The sequence below is a fragment of the Sphingobacteriia bacterium genome, from assembly GCA_017304685.1.
Lineage (GTDB): Bacteria > Pseudomonadota > Alphaproteobacteria > Rickettsiales > 33-17 > JAFKLR01.
Genome location: JAFKLR010000004.1, coordinates 230,576 through 247,380, shown reverse-complemented (window position 1 = coordinate 247,380; position 16,805 = coordinate 230,576). Strand labels below are relative to the sequence as shown.

At 27.7% G+C, this 16,805-nt stretch carries 14 protein-coding genes; 7 read left to right on the top strand and 7 right to left on the bottom strand.

Features of this window, described 5'->3' with window-relative positions; genetic code table 11:
- Positions 1–4: 4 nt before the first annotated feature.
- From J0H68_06545 to J0H68_06530, 4 genes are all read right to left on the bottom strand, one after another.
- Positions 5–1,984, bottom strand: coding sequence for a hypothetical protein (locus tag J0H68_06545; protein MBN8828348.1), 1,980 nt, complete (start codon positions 1,982–1,984; stop codon positions 5–7).
- Positions 1,984–4,113, bottom strand: coding sequence for a flagellar biosynthesis protein FlhA (flhA, locus tag J0H68_06540; GenBank protein MBN8828347.1), 2,130 nt, complete (start codon positions 4,111–4,113; stop codon positions 1,984–1,986). Before flhA ends, J0H68_06545 begins: the two co-directional genes overlap by 1 nt.
- 80 nt (positions 4,114–4,193) lie before the next feature.
- Complete coding sequence (locus tag J0H68_06535; GenBank protein MBN8828346.1) at positions 4,194–5,234, bottom strand: ferrochelatase; 1,041 nt, start codon at positions 5,232–5,234, stop codon at positions 4,194–4,196.
- Complete coding sequence (locus J0H68_06530) at positions 5,227–6,237, bottom strand: uroporphyrinogen decarboxylase (protein MBN8828345.1); 1,011 nt, start codon at positions 6,235–6,237, stop codon at positions 5,227–5,229. Before J0H68_06530 ends, J0H68_06535 begins: the two co-directional genes overlap by 8 nt.
- Before the next feature lie 362 nt (positions 6,238–6,599).
- On the opposite strand from J0H68_06530, the gene J0H68_06525 reads away from it, so the two are divergent.
- The 6 genes from J0H68_06525 to J0H68_06500 all read left to right on the top strand — a co-directional run bounded on the left by J0H68_06525 (position 6,600) and on the right by J0H68_06500 (position 12,783).
- A complete protein-coding gene (locus J0H68_06525; GenBank protein ID MBN8828344.1) occupies positions 6,600–7,436 on the top strand; it encodes a kinase/pyrophosphorylase in 837 nt (278 codons plus the stop codon).
- Positions 7,437–7,556: 120 nt separating this feature from the next.
- On the top strand, positions 7,557–8,723 hold the full coding sequence (locus J0H68_06520; GenBank protein MBN8828343.1) for a hypothetical protein: 1,167 nt from the start codon (positions 7,557–7,559) through the stop codon (positions 8,721–8,723).
- A gap of 1 nt (position 8,724) precedes the next feature.
- Complete coding sequence (gene glmS / locus J0H68_06515) at positions 8,725–10,527, top strand: glutamine--fructose-6-phosphate transaminase (isomerizing) (GenBank protein ID MBN8828342.1); 1,803 nt, start codon at positions 8,725–8,727, stop codon at positions 10,525–10,527.
- The gene (rsmG, locus tag J0H68_06510) at positions 10,484–11,110 is read left to right on the top strand and encodes a 16S rRNA (guanine(527)-N(7))-methyltransferase RsmG (GenBank protein MBN8828341.1); all 627 of its coding nucleotides are present in this window, start codon (positions 10,484–10,486) and stop codon (positions 11,108–11,110) included. The genes glmS and rsmG overlap by 44 nt, the downstream gene beginning before the upstream one ends.
- A complete protein-coding gene (locus J0H68_06505) occupies positions 11,091–11,906 on the top strand; it encodes a ParA family protein (protein ID MBN8828340.1) in 816 nt (271 codons plus the stop codon). The genes rsmG and J0H68_06505 overlap by 20 nt, the downstream gene beginning before the upstream one ends.
- Positions 11,899–12,783 carry a ParB/RepB/Spo0J family partition protein gene (locus J0H68_06500; GenBank protein ID MBN8828339.1) on the top strand — a complete coding sequence of 295 codons (885 nt, stop codon included), beginning with the start codon at positions 11,899–11,901 and terminating at the stop codon, positions 12,781–12,783. Before J0H68_06505 ends, J0H68_06500 begins: the two co-directional genes overlap by 8 nt.
- Positions 12,784–12,787: 4 nt before the next feature.
- Here J0H68_06500 and J0H68_06495 read toward each other — a convergent pair whose 3' ends face one another.
- From J0H68_06495 to J0H68_06485, 3 genes are all read right to left on the bottom strand, one after another.
- Positions 12,788–14,608 carry a hypothetical protein gene (locus J0H68_06495; GenBank protein MBN8828338.1) on the bottom strand — a complete coding sequence of 607 codons (1,821 nt, stop codon included), beginning with the start codon at positions 14,606–14,608 and terminating at the stop codon, positions 12,788–12,790.
- 1 nt (position 14,609) lies between these two features.
- Positions 14,610–15,443: a helix-turn-helix domain-containing protein gene (locus J0H68_06490; protein ID MBN8828337.1), complete on the bottom strand. Its 834-nt coding sequence runs from the start codon at positions 15,441–15,443 to the stop codon at positions 14,610–14,612.
- Positions 15,444–15,876: 433 nt separating this feature from the next.
- The gene (locus J0H68_06485; protein MBN8828336.1) at positions 15,877–16,230 is read right to left on the bottom strand and encodes a YraN family protein; all 354 of its coding nucleotides are present in this window, start codon (positions 16,228–16,230) and stop codon (positions 15,877–15,879) included.
- A 128-nt stretch (positions 16,231–16,358) separates the two neighbouring features.
- Between J0H68_06485 and dksA the strand changes: the two genes are divergently transcribed.
- Entirely contained in the window at positions 16,359–16,778 is a 420-nt protein-coding gene (gene dksA, locus J0H68_06480) for an RNA polymerase-binding protein DksA (protein ID MBN8828335.1), read from the top strand.
- Positions 16,779–16,805 lie beyond the last annotated feature (27 nt).

Here is a 16,805-nt window from a genome sequence, read left to right as displayed (position 1 = left end):
AGGGTTATACTATTATCCCTTTTATATTAGGTTGAATATCCTTTTTTGGATTAATTGTAAAGCTTTCTTCTACTTGAAATAATACTGAACCATTAATTTCTGTAAGTTCGACAATATTATTAAAAATTTTTCTGACTTCTTCTATAGTATTATCCTCTAGAGGCTTTTGGCTACGAAAAATTAAATCAAAATTCTTACTGTGTTGCTTAGCTAAACTTTTTTTAACTCGCCCATCAAGCTGAATTTCTCCATATTTATCTGTATTTACTTCTACTAAAAAACGTGTAACTTTTTCCTCTTCTAATTTATTATTTTCATTTGTTTCATCTTTAACGTAAAAATTTATATTATCAATGAATTCGCCATTCCATAATGGTACAGCAAGCGCCTGCCAATTACTTGTTAGATGAGTTAATTTTTGCGCGTGTTCTGCTACAGTTTTTAAATCTCCAACTAAATTTTCTACCATATTTAAATTTTCAGGATTTGATAAAATTGAAGAAATATTATCATCAAAAATATTCTGCCAATCACTACTTTTACTTAGCTTTACAAAACCATATAAAGTTAAAGCTAATTTTGTTCCCGCTACCGGGAAATTACTTTCAATCCAATTTATTACTGAGGGTTTTAAAACTGGGTTTTGAAGTGCGTTGTTTATATTTGAAAACTCATCTAATAATTTTAATATATCTATTTGTTTTTCTGTAACATTATTAAATAATGGTTTTTGAGAAATAAAATTACTAATTTTGATTGTTAATTCACTGTTAATAGGTAGGTTCAAGCCTTCTACTTTTATGTTTCCTACATTCGTTTTTAATATATTTTGATCAATTATTTTTGCTTGTAAATCAAATCCCTTATTTTTTAAAATTTCAGGTAAATCTTTGGATTGTTCTAACTGAGTATTTTCAAATGTAATATTATTTTTAATTTCTTGATTATTATTTTTTAAGTCTTTTTTTTCTATCGCTTGATTATTAGATAAATTTTGTTTTGGTGGTTCTACAGTATTATTTTTTTTTGCAGATTCAGAAATTATTCCTGTTTCTCCTTCATCTTCAATTTCATTTAATGAGTTATTTTTCTCATTATCGCCAGGTGTATTTACACCGTAATGTTTTAATGCAAATTGGTTAGCAAAATGATTATTTGGATTATATTCATTATCAGCAGTGTTACTTGTGTTTTGAGAGAGTTCTTTTAAAGGATTTAACTCTTGGGGGCTTGGAAGAGGATTAATTTGAGTTATGTAAAAATTAACTAAGGTACCAGTTTTTATATTCATTATTTTCTGAATATCTTGTGATAAATAATTAGGCACTTGAATAAAAAACTGATTAGGAATATCTGCATCTGTCATTTCACTAAGTACTTGGCTCAACATAGTTGGATTATTTTTATAAACGTTTGTTAATGTTTTTATTAGATTTTCGCTATTAATATTTTGAACTGAACCTGTAAAATTTTTTCCTACAGGGGTTGGAGCATTAATATCGAGGATTACGGGATTATTTTTTTGAGTTGAAACTTCATTATTTGAAATATTTTTAGGTGCAGATTTAATAATTACTTCCGCCAAACTTTGTTTTTCAGTTCTAATTGGTGAAGTAGTAAAAACTGATTCTTCAATATCCAAATTAGTTAAACTATCGCGTGGCGGTTTATTATTTATGGAAATTATTTCTAATAATATCGTATTAGCGTTTTTAGTTATTTTTAAGTCTACTTTACTACCTTCATTTAATAAAAGATTAGTAGCAATATTTAGTTGACCAAATTTTGTTTTAAGTAATAAATTTCCTTCTTTATTATTTTGCTCATCGCCATTAACTACTCCATTTAATATAGCTCCATTTTTAATATCATTAAAAAAACTTATATCAGAAGTTACATTTCCGAGATGAATATTTGTAGAATTAACATTGTTTTGAGTTTGTGTAGTAGGAAGGTTAATGTTATTAAATTTTATATTATCCATTAAATTTGCCCGAGAGTTTTAATTCTTGCTTTTGGATAAATTTCTGCTTGAGACATAACTACTGTCATTGGTCTAAAGCGCTCGATTACTGATCTTATATAAGGCCTTGTTTGTGGGCTTACGAGCACAATTGGCATTTCACCTTTCATTGCTTGTTCTTCAAATACTTTTCTGCAAGCTTGAATAAATTCATGTAATTTGGAAGGCGCTATTGCAAGTTGTTTTTCTTCACCTTGTCCTATTATACTTTCAGAAAAGGCTTGTTCCCATGTTGGTGAAAGAATCAGAACTGGTAATGTTCCATCAGGCGCCATATGGCTATGACATAACTGACGAGCAATTCTTGTCCTTACATGCTCTGTTATAAGCATAAGGTTTTTTGTAGTTCTACATATTTCTGCAATGGCTTCAAGGATTGTGTTTAGATCTCTAATCGATACCATCTCATTTAGTAAGTTTTGTAATATTCTTTGAATTCCACTAATTGAAATTTGACCTGGAACAATATCTGATAGAAGTTTTTTATGCTCATCTTTAATACTGTCGAGTAATTTTTGTGTCTCGCTATATGATAATAATTCAGTAATATTTTCTTTTATTATTTCGGTTAAATGAGTTGTGATAACTGTCATTGGATCTACTACAGTATAATTTCTTACCATTGCTTCTTCACGGTATATTTCTGGTACCCACATTGCAGGTAACCCAAAAGCAGGCTCGAAGGTTTTTTCACCGTTTAAACCTATTTCTCCACCTTTAGGATCCATGACCATAATCATGTCAGGTTTTACCATACCTTCACCGCATTTTATTTCTTTAATAAAAATAGAGTAATTATTATTAGGTAATTGCATATTATCTTGAATTCTAACAGAAGGAAGAATGAAACCTAAATCTTTAGCGATTTGTTTTCTTAAAGATTTTATTTGATCAGTGAGCTTAGTTCCTTTGGCATAATTGATCATTGAAATTAAACCATATCCTAACTCTATTCTTATTGATTCAATTTGTATTGATTCTACTAATTGTTCTTCACTATCTTTACTTGCGGTTTGAGCTTCTTGAGCTGCAGCTTCTTCTTCTTTAAGAGCTGCTTCCTCTTTCATAGTTTTAAGTTCTTGATTTGAATTGATCCATGTAATGCCTGCTACGACTGCCCCAATAAAGAAAAAAGGAAGCACAGGTATTCCTGGCATTAAAGCCATCAAAAACATGAGCCCAGATGACATCCAGAGGGCCTGTGGGTACCTACCTAGCTGACCAAAGATAGCTTTGTCTGTTGAGCCTGAAATCCCTGATTTTGAAACTAATAAACCTGCTGCTAAAGAAATTACAAGAGCTGGTATTTGTGAAACTAATCCATCACCAATTGTTAAAGTAGTGTAAGTATGTAATGCTTCTGCAAACGTTAAATCTCTTTGTACTACTCCAATAATAATGCCTGCAACAAAATTTATAAAAGTAATTAAGATACCTGCTATTGCATCTCCTCTAACAAATTTATTAGCACCATCCATGGCTCCATAAAAAGTTGATTCATCTTCTAATTCTTTCCTTCTACTTTTAGCGGAGGCTTCATCAATAAGACCTGCGGCTAAATCTGCATCGATTGCCATTTGTTTACCAGGCATTGCATCTAAGCTAAATCTTGCAGCAACTTCAGCGATTCTTCCAGAACCTTTAGTAATAACTATAAAATTTATTATTGTAAGTATTATGAAAACGATTACCCCGATTACAACACTATTACCCATGATAAAACCACCAAAGGCTTCAATGATTTTACCGGCTGCCGAAGTTCCTATATGTCCATCTGTTAATATTAATCTTGTAGATGCAATATTTAATGAAAGCCTTAAAATTGCTGAGATAAGTAATATTGTCGGGAACGAACTTAAATCTAATGGTTTATTTATAAAAAGACACGTCATCAAAATTATTACGCCACTTGTAATCGAAATAGCTAATAAAAAATCTAATAAAAGAGTAGGTATTGGAAATAGTAAAACTAGTAATATTCCTATGATACCTAATGCTAACCCAACGTCACTATATTCAAAAGCTTTTTGTGCTCTTGAAGCAACCGCAAAAGAGAAGTTTGATCCTAATGTTTGCTTAGCTTTTGTCATATACCAAATTTAAAAAATTAACTAAACAAACAAGATTATAAACTAATTAGAAAATATTAAAACATTTTTATAAATGAAATTTATTTATTGATACAACCACAATATTTTGCAGAACATTTTCTTTCAGGTGGAAAAATAAAATTTTTCTCATTTACGGTAAATATTATTTCTTGTAAAGCCTCGATAAATAAATCATCTTCGCTAAGAGTAGGAACGCGATAGTAATTTGGTACTTCACTTTCTTTTGCAAGATCTTTATACTCCATATCTAGTTCTACTAAAGTTTCAGAATGTTCTGAAACAAAAGTGATTGGAATTAATAAAATAACTTTTTTATCTTTACCTGCTCTTTTTATTTCTTCTTCTGTTGAAGGCCCAATCCATTTTAATGGTCCAACTCTAGATTGATAGCAAATTTGATAATCTAAATTTTCAATTTTTAAGTTACTAACTATATATTTTACACTTTCCTCAACTTGCCATTGATAAGGATCACCTTCTTTAATTATTCTCTCAGGCAATCCATGCGCAGAAAATAGTAGGCGTATATCATTTTGCTGATGATCTGTTAATATATTTTCTAAATATTTTTTTATTAATTTGACGTGTGCTTCTATAAATTTTGGATGGTCATAATAACAACATATTTTTTTAATCGGAATATTTAAGTTATTTTTCTCTAATTCTTTTTCTAATTCTTTTACTGAAGAGCCTGTAGTGGTAGTTGAAAATTGCGGATATAAAGGGAGTAAAATTATAAATTCAGGATTTGTTTTTTTTAATTTTAAAACAATTTCTTTTGCTCGTGGATACCAATATCTCATTGCTATCTCAATATTATAATTTATTTGAAAAATATTATTATTTAATTTTTCATTTAATTTTATCGCTTGACGAATTGTATTTTGTAAAATAGGAGAACTACCGCCTATTTTTTCATAAATTTCTATAGCAGTTTTTTCTCTTTTTGAAGATATAATTTTTGCAATTAACCATCTAAAAATTTTAGGTAATCTAATTATAGCAGGATCATAAAATAAATTGAAAAGAAATGGTTTAACGCTTTTGGGTGAATCCGGCCCACCAAGATTAAGAAGTATTATACTAATATTTTTATTCATAATTTTTCACTGTATTTACAAGTTTGCTTACATTACTCGGTAAGGCCGAAGGTAAAATTCCATGACCCAAATTAAATATAAATTTTCTATTTTTTACTGTATTTAAAATATTCAATATTTCTTTCTCAAGATATTCATTTTCACATGAAAGTAGAGAAGGGTCTAAATTTCCTTGTAGTAAAATATTTGATGGTAAATTTTCATTTGCCCATTTGATACATATATTTTGGTCAATAGATATTCCATCGACACCTGTATTCTTTGCGTAATTTATATAATTATTTCCTGAATTGCGCGGAAATCCTATTATTGGTACATTTGGGAAAGATTCCTTTACAATTTTTACAATTTTTTTAGTTGGCTCAATAATATATTCTTCATAAAATTCACCATGTAATATACCTGCCCATGAATCAAATATTTGTACAATATTGCAGCCATTTTTTATTTGATTTATTAAGTGAGTTGCGCATTCAAAAGTTAATTTGTTAATTACATCGATATAAAATTTATCTTTTGTATAGATTAATTGTTTTATATTTTCAAAATTCTTAGATGTTTTTCCCTCAAACATGTAACAACTTAGTGTAAATGGAGCTCCACAAAAACCAAAAAGAGCTTTATTTTTGCCAAGTTCTTTTGAAAGTTCATTTATAGATGTATAAACTTGGTTTAATTTTCTATAATCTAATTCCTTGCTGGTTATATTTTTGCTTATTTTCCCAAGAATTGGGCCTATTTTTTCTTGGAAAGAAACTTTTTGTCCTAATGCATCAGGAATAACTAAAATATCTGAAAATATAATTGCTGCATCAAAATTAAATCTTTCAAGAGGTTGTTTTGTTACTGTTTTTACAGCTTCTACATTGTAACAAAACTCTAAAAAGTTTTTAAAATTTTTTCTAACTTCTTTGTACTCAGGAAGATATCTACCTGCTTGTCTCATTAACCAAATTGGTTTTTTTATTCCTGGTTTTGTGAATTCATTAATTATCAAGGTCATTATTTTTAATTATTTTATTTAGTTATTTTTTGTACTGTTATTTGTGTTGATAACTTTTTTTCCACAAAGTTTTCCACATATTTTTATCTTTATTTTTCAAATTGTAGATAAGTTTGCGGATAACTCAATTTTCTTAAGTAATATCAATTGACTTATAATTGTGGATAATTTGATTTTTAGCAATAATTTTTTATTTTATCCACATTATTAACATGTACTTGATTTATTATTTCAACATGTTAATTTTTTTGATTAAAACCACCCATTTGATGTGATTTAAAAAGTACCTTTTTTTAACTAACAGCTTATACAGGGGGTTTTGAATAGAGTTTTTAATAACCTTATCTACATAGTTATCCACAATGAGCACCATGGAAGAGAAAAAATTTTTAAATATTTATTTAGTTTCTGATTGTACTGGCGACACTTTAAGTAGTGTATCTAGAGCAGTTATGGATAGGTTTTCTAACGTTGAATATGAAGAATATATTTTTTCACTAGTTAGAACGGAAGGTCAGGTTGATAAGATCTTTTCAAAAATTAAAAGACCAGCTGTTGTTATGTATACAATTGTAGATGAATCGGTTCGTACTCATTTAAAAAAGTTATGTAAAGAAAATAATATTGAATATGTACCAGTACTTTCACCTATTATCTCTAAAATCTCTTCACTTTTAGGTATGAAAACAAATGATATTATAGGAAAGAGGTTTGCTCTTGATGAAGAATATTTCTCTTGGATCGAAGCTGTAAATTATGCCTTATCACATGATGATGGTAATTTAATGGATGATTTAGAAGAGGCGGATATAGTACTTGTTGGTGTTTCACGTACGTCAAAATCTCCTACAACTATATATCTTGCATATCGTGGATATAAAACTGCAAATGTTCCGTATGTTATGAATTCAAGTTTAAATGAGAAACTACCTAAATTAAAAAAACCTTTTATTGTTGGTTTAACTATTTCAGTTGATAGACTTATTGAAATTAGAAAAAATAGACTAATGTCTTTAAACGATTATCATAATAATGATTATGTAAATATTGAAACTGTTTCGCACGAAATTGAGGAAGCACGAAAATTTTTTCTTCAAAACAGATGGCCTATTATAGATGTTTCACGCAAATCAGTAGAAGAAACTGCTACTAAGATTATTCAGTTATATCAAGAGCGTCAATTATCTAAAGGTAATTAGGAAGAGGTTGGCAAGTAGAACTTTGTTGCTAAACTCGCTCATTTGTAATATTAAATAATATTTCTTTAATTGACTAATAATTTATAAATACTCAAATTAATATACAAAAAGGTATTCGTGGTGCTAATAAAATTTCATAATTTTTCATTTAATAACAATGGGTTAGTAGATTCTATAAAAGAGTTTACTGATAAATTAGATTATCAAAATTACCCTTTATTAGATGTTGCAAACCAATTTTCTTCAAGTGAAATAGATTTAGCTAATTTTTTAAGGGATAACTTTAAAAAAGTAATTTTAATAGGTATGGGGGGAGCTATGCTTAATCCTCAAATGCTTACCGCAATTAAATATAATAGCGAATCAAAGATTATTTTTATAGATAATTTGGACAGTGTTTATATACAAAAAGTATTAAAATCCATTGATCTTAATGATTGTGCAATTTTATCCATTAGTAAATCTGGTAATACTATTGAAACTATTGCTATCACGTCTTCTGTAATTTCATATTTTAAAGAGAAAAATATCAATTTAGAAAATAAATTATATGCCATTACTTCTGAAAATTCTTCTCTTTTTCAATTAGCGACTTCTTATAATGCTCATATTATTTTGCATAATAAAAAGATTGGTGGAAGATTTTCTACCTTTACTTCAGTAGGTCTTATACCTTCTATAATTTGTGGTTTAGATTTTAACAAATTTATATATTCAGCAAAAGCTACAGTTGAAGAATTTTTAAAAAATCCAATGCAAGAAGATTTAATTACTTCCATAGCTTTCTTACTTCATAAACCAATTTCTGTTTTATTTACATTTACTAAAGATTTAAAATCTTTTACTAAATGGTACGCGCAAATAATTGCCGAATCCTTAGGTAAGAATGGAAAGGGTATTACACCGATTAGAGCAGAAGGTCCTTTAGATCAACATAGTCAGTTACAACTTTATTTTGATGGTCCACTTGATAAATCTTTTACTCTTTATTTTAATAATCAGTCAAAACCTTTCGATTTTAATTTCTCATTAGAAGGTAAGGAATTATCTTTAAATAAAGTATTGGAGCTTGAATATAATAGTTTACTTAAAATGTTTAATAAAAATGAATTACCAATTAGAGAAGTATATTTTAACAAGTTTGATGAAGAAGTGTTAGGAAAATTAGTAGTTTATTCTCTATTAGAAATAATGATAATTGCACATTATTTTCAAATAAACCCTTTTGATCAACCGGCTATTGAACAAAATAAATTAAATTCAAGAATGATAATTATGAGTAAATAGTATGTGTGGAATTTTTGCGGTAGTATCTAAAAATAATGTTGTTGATTTACTTGTAAGCGGTTTAAAAGCACTTGAATATAGGGGTTATGATTCTTCTGGTTTAGCGGTTTTAAGCGATAAAGAAATTATAACCGTTAGAGCTACAGGTAAAGTTATTAATTTAGAAGAAAAATTAAAATCAAATCTAATTGAAAGTAGAATAGGAATTGCTCATACTCGTTGGGCAACGCATGGTAAAATAAATGAACTTAATGCTCATCCTCATGTTACTAAAGATATTGCTATTGTATTAAATGGAATTATTGAAAATTTTTTACAAATTAAAGAAATGCTTATTAGTAAAGGATATAGTTTTTTTTCCGAAACTGATGCTGAAGTTGCTGCAGTACTTATACAGTATTACATTGATTTAAATCATTCACACTTAGAAGCAATTAAGGAAGCGGTTAATATTTTACTTGGATCTTATTCAATCATTATCTTACATAAAGAGCATGAACAAAAATTGTTTGCTGTAAAAAAAGGTGCTCCAGTTGTTATTGGAATTAATTCGGAATACGGTATAGTTTCCTCCGATATTTATTCTTTAGCAAATTTAGTAGAAAATGTTTATTTTTTAGAAGATAAGGAAATTGCTGAAGTCTCTATAAATAATTTTCAAATATATAATTTAAATTTAGATTTTGTTCCACGTGAAACATTAAAACATAATATTAATATAGATGAAGTTTCAAAAGGTGAATTTGAAACTTTCATGCAAAAGGAAATTTATGAACAACCGGCTGCTTTGAAAAGATGTCGTGAGCAATACATTGATATCACCAGTGAAAAAATAATTTATAATAATACAGAGAAGCTAAAAGAAAAAATAAAAGATAATATAACAATAGTAGCTTGTGGTAGTTCATATTATGCGGCATTACTTGCAAAGCACTGGTTTGAAGAAATAGCAAATATAAAAGTTGATGTAGAAATAGCATCAGAATTTATTTCAAAAAATTATATCTTTAGAAGTAGAGCAACTTTACTAATTTCTCAATCAGGAGAAACAAAGGATACAATTAGTGCTTTAGAAGCAGCAAAAAGTAAAGGTCAGTACATTATATCTTTAGTTAATGTAGTTGAAAGCACTATAGCAAGACTTTCGGATATTGTTTTACCTATTTATGCTGGGCAAGAAATAGGAGTGGCTTCAACTAAAGCCTTTTTAAATCAATTATTATTACTTTATTTAATTGTATTAATAACTAAAGATGTTGAAGGAAAGAAAATTAAAAATGATATTCTCGAAATAGAAAGTGTTATAAGCGAATCATTAAAAATTGATATCCCTATTAATATTATAGAATTAATTAAAAATTCTAAAACTAAAATATTTACAAGTAGAGAAATTCTTTTACCAATTGCCTATGAAGCATGTTTAAAATTAAAAGAATTAAGTTACTTACAGGCTGAAACAATTCCTGCAGGTGAAATGAAGCACGGCCCCATAGCTTTAATCGATGAATCGAGTATAGTAATTGGTATAGCTAATTCTGCTTGCTCATTTTATGAAAAAATAATAAGTAATTTTTATGAGATCAATAGTAGAGGGGGAAAGATTTTAGCAATTATTGACAAAAATTCTCTTCACGATTTTGAAATTACACCTTATAAAATTACTGTACCAAATATTAATAATAAGCAACTTGCTCCGTTTGCTACTATAATTGTATTTCAAAAAATAGCGTATGAAGTTGCAAAATCATTAGGGAATGACGTTGATAAACCGAGAAACCTTGCAAAATCAGTTACAGTTGAATAAATTTAAAATTGTTTCACGTGAAACAATTTTAAAGATTCAAGAATTTATAGAAATATTGTTTTTTTATAATAAAACGATAAATCTGGTCAGTAAAACTATAAGTGAAGAAATTTTACTCTCTCATATTTTTAACTCAATTGAATTAGCAGAAATATTGAAAGAAGATCATGTAGAAAGTGGAAAAGTATCAGATCTAGGTTCAGGAAATGGTTTTCCAGGCGTTATACTAGCAATATGTAATTTTATTCCAAGCTTAATAGAATTAGATGAACGAAAAGCTATATTTTTGGAAGAAGTAAAACGTAACCTAAAATTAGATTTAAATATTATAAACGCAGATATTCAGAATCCAAAAATTGAAATTAAAGAAAATATAACTATCAAAGCTCTTGCCTCTGTATGTAAATGTTTAACATTAATAGAGAAAAAAATTTCTGAGAAGAATACTATATATATGTTAAAAGGTAAAAAAATAAATGAAGAAATAAACGAAGCATTGAAAAATTTTAAATTTCAATATAATATCATAAATAAAAATTACACACAGGTATTAAAAATTTATAATGTCAGCAAAATTTTCTAAGGTTATAGCCGTAGTTAATCAAAAAGGCGGAGTCGCCAAAACAACCACGGCTGTAAATTTAGCGACAGCGTTTGCCGCAGTTAATTTAAAAACTTTAATAATAGATTTGGACCCTCAAGGAAATGCAAGCACGGGTTTAAATATCCAAATGAGTGACAGAAGGAAAAATATATATAGGGTTCTTATTAATGAAGTTTCATCTAAAGAATCAATTAAACCTTCAATTGTCCCAAATTTATATATTATTCCTTCATGTGTCGATTTAAGTGCTGCAGAAATTGAATTAATAAATTTAAATAATAGAGAATATTTATTAAAAAAATCAATAAAAGAAGTAATAGAGAATTACGATAAAATTATAATTGATTGCCCTCCATCTTTAGGCCTTTTGACAATTAATGCCCTGGCTGCGGCTGATTCAATTGTCATACCTTTACAATGCGAATTTTTTGCTTTAGAAGGGCTTGCGCATCTCTTAAAAACCATTGAATTAGTTAAAAATAATATTAACAGAAAGCTGGATATATTAGGCGTATTATTAACTATGTATGATAGAAGAAATAGACTTACCGAAGAAGTTGAAAAAGATGTTAGAGAATGCTTACAAGATAAAGTGTTTACTACAGTAATTCCAAGAAATATTAAATTAAGTGAAGCTCCGTCGCATGGATTACCTGCACTAATTTATGACCATAAATGTTCAGGCTCACAAGCGTATGCATACCTTGCAAAAGAAATTTTAGATAAAGAAAAAATAATAACCACAAATACAACGGAAGAATCAATTTATGCGTAATAAAACTTTAGGCAAAGGTTTATCAGCGCTTTTAGCGGCTAATAATTCATATAATGATGAAAATATTGAAAGTTTAAATGATAACCATAATCAAACATTTATAGATGTTACAAGGTTAAAACCAAGCCAATATCAACCTAGAAAAAAATTTGATGATAATGCGCTTACAGAGCTCGCAAATTCTATAAAATCGAAGGGAGTTATTTTACCTTTAATTATTAGAGAAATAGAAGAGGGATATGAAATTATAGCAGGCGAAAGAAGATGGAGGGCGGCAAAATTAGCGCATCTTGACAAAGTCCCTGTTATAATTAAACAATTAACAGATAAAGAAGCATTAGAATTTGCTCTATTAGAAAATATCCAAAGAGAAAATTTAACTCCAATTGAAGAAGCAGAAAGTTACCAAAGACTAATTGAAGAGTTTAGTTATACCCAAGAAGCTTTATCTAAACAAGTAAGTAAAAGTCGTAGTCATATAGCAAATTTACTAAGGTTATTAAATTTACCTCATGAAATAAAAGGATACTTACATGATGGAAAAATAACTATTGGACATGCAAAAGTATTAGTAGGTCATGAAAAAGCAATTGAACTCGCAGAGGAAGTTCTTACAAACGAATTAAGTGTTCGTGACTTAGAAAATATAGTTAGCGGAAAAAAGACTGTAAATGATATTACAACTAAAAAAGAAAAATCTTCCTCTACACCAAAATTTTCTAGTAAAGATGAAGAAATAATCAATATAGAGAATGGTTTGACCGAACACTTAGGGTTAAAGATATTAATAGAAGATAGTTCTGCAGGTGGAAAAGTAATTATCCATTTTCATAACTTAGAGCAATTAGATAAAATAATTCAAAAGCTAAGTGATTAGAAATTTATAAATTATTTCTTAGTCTATCTAAAGGAATATAGATCTCAACTGTTGAACCTTTGTTTAATTCAGATTTAAATTCTAAATATCCATTATGTAATTTAATAAATTTTATAGCTAAAGGTAATCCTAAGCCTGTACCTTGTTTAATGTTTCGTACAAAAGCATTTCTAGCTTGACCAAATTCAGATAAAATAAGAGGGATATCTTTAGGATCAACACCAATACCATTATCAGAAATTTTTATTAAGATATGTGAAGAGGTCTTTAAAATCTCTATAATTATATGCCCATTTTCACCAGTAAATTTAAGAGAATTTGATAAAATGTTTAAAATAATTTGTTTAAATCTTAGTTCATCAATATAAGCAAATTTTAGTTCATCATTTTTTATAAATTTAATATCAATATTTTTTTCTTCAGCCATTTTTTTAACAAACTCAATACACTTTACGAATATTAAATTTAAGTCAACAATCGATTCATTTAATTCCATACTGCCAGATTCGGCTTTTGATAAATCAAGAATATCATTAATTAATTCTAATAAATGCAAACCTGCTAAATATATGTTATTAGCAGCATTAATATATTCATTTTTTAATGGCCCATAAATTTGTTCTTTAATAGCTTCCGCATATCCAGTTACTGTAAATAAAGGTGTACGAAGTTCATGGCTCATATTAGCTAAAAAGGCAGATTTAGTTTTACTCGCATTTTCAGCGATTAATTTAGCCTTTCTAAGCTCTGTATCAATTTTTATAATCTCATTTATATAAGATTGAATCCTTCCTAAATGTTTAGCGAAATTATCAATTTCATAAGTAGGGAATTCAGTAATTTTTACATGAATATTTCCATTAGCGATTTCATCAGCGAGTTTAGAAAGTTCAAATATTGGTTTAAATATACGATGTTTAAATTCATATAAAATAATGGCGAATAAAAAGCCCATTATAATGAAAGGAATTACCTGTAACTTTAAAGTTTCTTTTACATCATCCCAAACAACTTTAGGATAATAGCCAACTGCAATAATAAATGGATGACGAGATGCTTTTTTTATTAAATTATAATGTATATCATTAAAAACTAGCTGGTTCGGTAAAGTAGATGTTTTAAATTTTTCTATAAAAAAGTTTTTTGGAATTTTAATTTTATGTTTAGATGATTGAGTAATTATACTACCGTCTTCATAAAACAATATATAAGAAATTTCGTTTAAATTAATTGAGTTCTCTAAATAAGTAGTTAATCCATCAACTGAAAGACCAACGCTAATAAAACCGATAATTTTATTATGAAAATTAGTAATAGCTTTTACTGCTGGAACTATATGAATGCCTGAAATTGTACCGATAGTTTGTTGATCAAAAAAAATCTGACCAGGATTTCTAGATGCTAAATTTAAACTACGACGATAACTAATATCTACTGGTTTTTGATGATATCCATTCTTACTACTTATAATAATTTTTTTATTTAAATTTACCCAAGAAAAAGATGTAATAGAAGGAAGGTTTAAGCTTTTATAATCATAATCTAAACTTAGAAATAATTTTTCGATTTCTTTAATATCATTGTAAAAATATCTAATTTGATTTTGGATAAATATTGTAATGTAATTAATGTAATCAAAAGATTGAGTTATTTCTTTATCAATAATATTAAACTCTGCTGAAAGTTTTGAATTATAATTACTTTCTAACTTATTATAATTAAGCCAACTTACCCATGCATAAATAATAACTAAAATTGAAGAAATGATGAAGACAAAATGAAAATAGTCTGTAGATAGACTATATTTATTATTTTTATTACTCATTTTATTCTTTTATAGAAGGAATAAACCTTGTGGATTTTATAAAACTTTTATCACTTAGGTTATGAGTATACAATCCCTTTATCGATTGTAAATTATTTTTATTAAAAAACTCAATCGCTGATTCATTTTCTGCTGTGATAACTAACCCTTCTTCTTGTGGTAAAAAGAAAATTTCACCTTCTTGTAAAAGTCTGTCAGTAAGTAATCTACTTTTTGAATCATAAATTTTTAGCCAAGTAGATTCAGAAGCAATTAAAATCAAATTATTTTCATTTAAAAGTATGTCTGAATAATTATTACTTTTATAAATATTTGAAAGCTTAGTTACTTTATCTTTTAAATTAAAATTATTTAGAGCAGTTTTTTTATAAGTATCCGCATCAATAACTGCTTGTGCAGATTTAATTATATGATCTTTAATATCAAGGGTTCTATTATTTATTTTAATTAAATACCAAGATTCATAAATTCCTAATAACACTAATAATGAAAATAATAAAATAGTTTTTCCATATTTAAATTGTGATCTAAAAGGTTCATTATTAAAATTCTCTGTATCTTCAGTTTTTATTTCTTTAACAGAAATATTACTTATAAATTCATCAACTTTATTTTTTAAAGAAGGATCTTTAATATTAAGGAAATTAGCATAAATATTAATGTAGCCCTTGAAATAAACTAAATTTAGAAAGCCTTCCACTTCATTATTTTCAATAGCTTTAATATAACGTGAATTAACTTTTATAGAATTTGAAATATCTTGAATGCTAAGCCCGAGGTTTTCCCTCGCTTCTTTTAATATGTCACCTACAGTTTTATTATCACTATTAAACATGAATTCAAACTTTTTATTTTAACTATATAATTAATTTAATAAATTTTTAAAAACTTTTCAAGACTTTCTCAACTTAAAGTTCAAATGTTAATTTTTTAAATAAATTCAAGTAAAGACATTACTTGTAATTTTACATGAAAACCATTATATTAAAGCTGTCGCAAGACTATGGCAATAAACGTTATTTAGAATAGGCGCTACGGACCCGGGGGCGGTACCCGGCATCTCCACCAAAATTAATATGGGGATGAATTAGTATCGACGTGCGTAGTAAAAAAATATACTTTTGCCCGGTATGATAACCGCCGAAACGGGTCGAAACTTACAAATGCCAACGATAACGTGGCTTTCGAAGATGCTGTAGCAGCATAAGCTGCATAGTTCTTCGCGGCTTGGGGGCAGCCGGGCAACAGAATGTCCCCACTTATTTTTCTTAATTATCGCTACTTATAATATTTTCATAATGCTTAAGGTTAAAAGAAGAATTAAATATAATTAGATCTACCCTACAATCATAATTAATGTAATTTTCATTTTCTGAAAAAAAATATTGAGCCGCGTTAATAATACGCTTACATTGGCGTTCAGTTAAAGCATAGTGAGCATCAAGTAACATTTTCCTATATTTAATTTCAATAAAAATAATAGAATTATCTTTTAAAGTTATTAAGTCTATTTCCCCGTATTTAGTTTTATATCTTTTATTAATAATAACATATTTATGCCTTCGTAAATATTCTGCGGCTAGCGCTTCAGCTTTTATTCCAAAATTATAAGAGTTTACCATATCATTAAATTTTTAAAAAATATTATACTATTGGGGTTGACACAATAGCACTTTTATTTTAGAAGTTATTAATAATCAACGTAAAAAATATACTACAACAGGCATAATATAACGTCAGAGGGCAAAAGATGGAAATTGATTTAACAGATTACAAACCTAGTGAAAACGAACCATATATGAACCCTAAACAATTAGCATATTTTAAGAAAAAATTGCTAGTTTGGAAGCAAGAATTATTAGATGAATCTCTTGAAACTATTAATCATCTTAAAGAATACAGCAGTAATGAACCAGATATTAGTGATAGAGCAACTGCAGAAGTAGATACAGCCTTTGAGCTTAGAACTAGAGATAGATATAAGAAATTAATTGATAAAATTGACTCAGCTTTGGATAGAATAGAAAATGGTAGTTTTGGTTACTGTTTAGAAACAGGGGAACCTATCGGAATTAAAAGATTAGAAGCAAGACCAGTTGCAACATTAACTGTGGAAGCTCAAGAAAGAAGAGAAAATTACGAAAGACAACACAACGAAGAAGATGAATAATTTTTAACAATCGTTAAAAATTTATTT

Coding starts and splice junctions, on each gene's coding strand:
- J0H68_06545 (MBN8828348.1), bottom strand. CDS start 1,984: ATGGATAATATAAAATTTAATAACATTAACCTTCCTACTACACAAACT.
- flhA (MBN8828347.1), bottom strand. CDS start 4,113: ATGACAAAAGCTAAGCAAACATTAGGATCAAACTTCTCTTTTGCGGTT.
- J0H68_06535 (MBN8828346.1), bottom strand. CDS start 5,234: ATGAATAAAAATATTAGTATAATACTTCTTAATCTTGGTGGGCCGGAT.
- J0H68_06530 (MBN8828345.1), bottom strand. CDS start 6,237: ATGACCTTGATAATTAATGAATTCACAAAACCAGGAATAAAAAAACCA.
- J0H68_06525 (MBN8828344.1), top strand. CDS start 6,600: ATGAGCACCATGGAAGAGAAAAAATTTTTAAATATTTATTTAGTTTCT.
- glmS (MBN8828342.1), top strand. CDS start 8,725: ATGTGTGGAATTTTTGCGGTAGTATCTAAAAATAATGTTGTTGATTTA.
- J0H68_06505 (MBN8828340.1), top strand. CDS start 11,091: ATGTCAGCAAAATTTTCTAAGGTTATAGCCGTAGTTAATCAAAAAGGC.
- J0H68_06500 (MBN8828339.1), top strand. CDS start 11,899: ATGCGTAATAAAACTTTAGGCAAAGGTTTATCAGCGCTTTTAGCGGCT.
- J0H68_06495 (MBN8828338.1), bottom strand. CDS start 14,608: ATGAGTAATAAAAATAATAAATATAGTCTATCTACAGACTATTTTCAT.
- J0H68_06490 (MBN8828337.1), bottom strand. CDS start 15,443: ATGTTTAATAGTGATAATAAAACTGTAGGTGACATATTAAAAGAAGCG.
- J0H68_06485 (MBN8828336.1), bottom strand. CDS start 16,230: ATGGTAAACTCTTATAATTTTGGAATAAAAGCTGAAGCGCTAGCCGCA.
- dksA (MBN8828335.1), top strand. CDS start 16,359: ATGGAAATTGATTTAACAGATTACAAACCTAGTGAAAACGAACCATAT.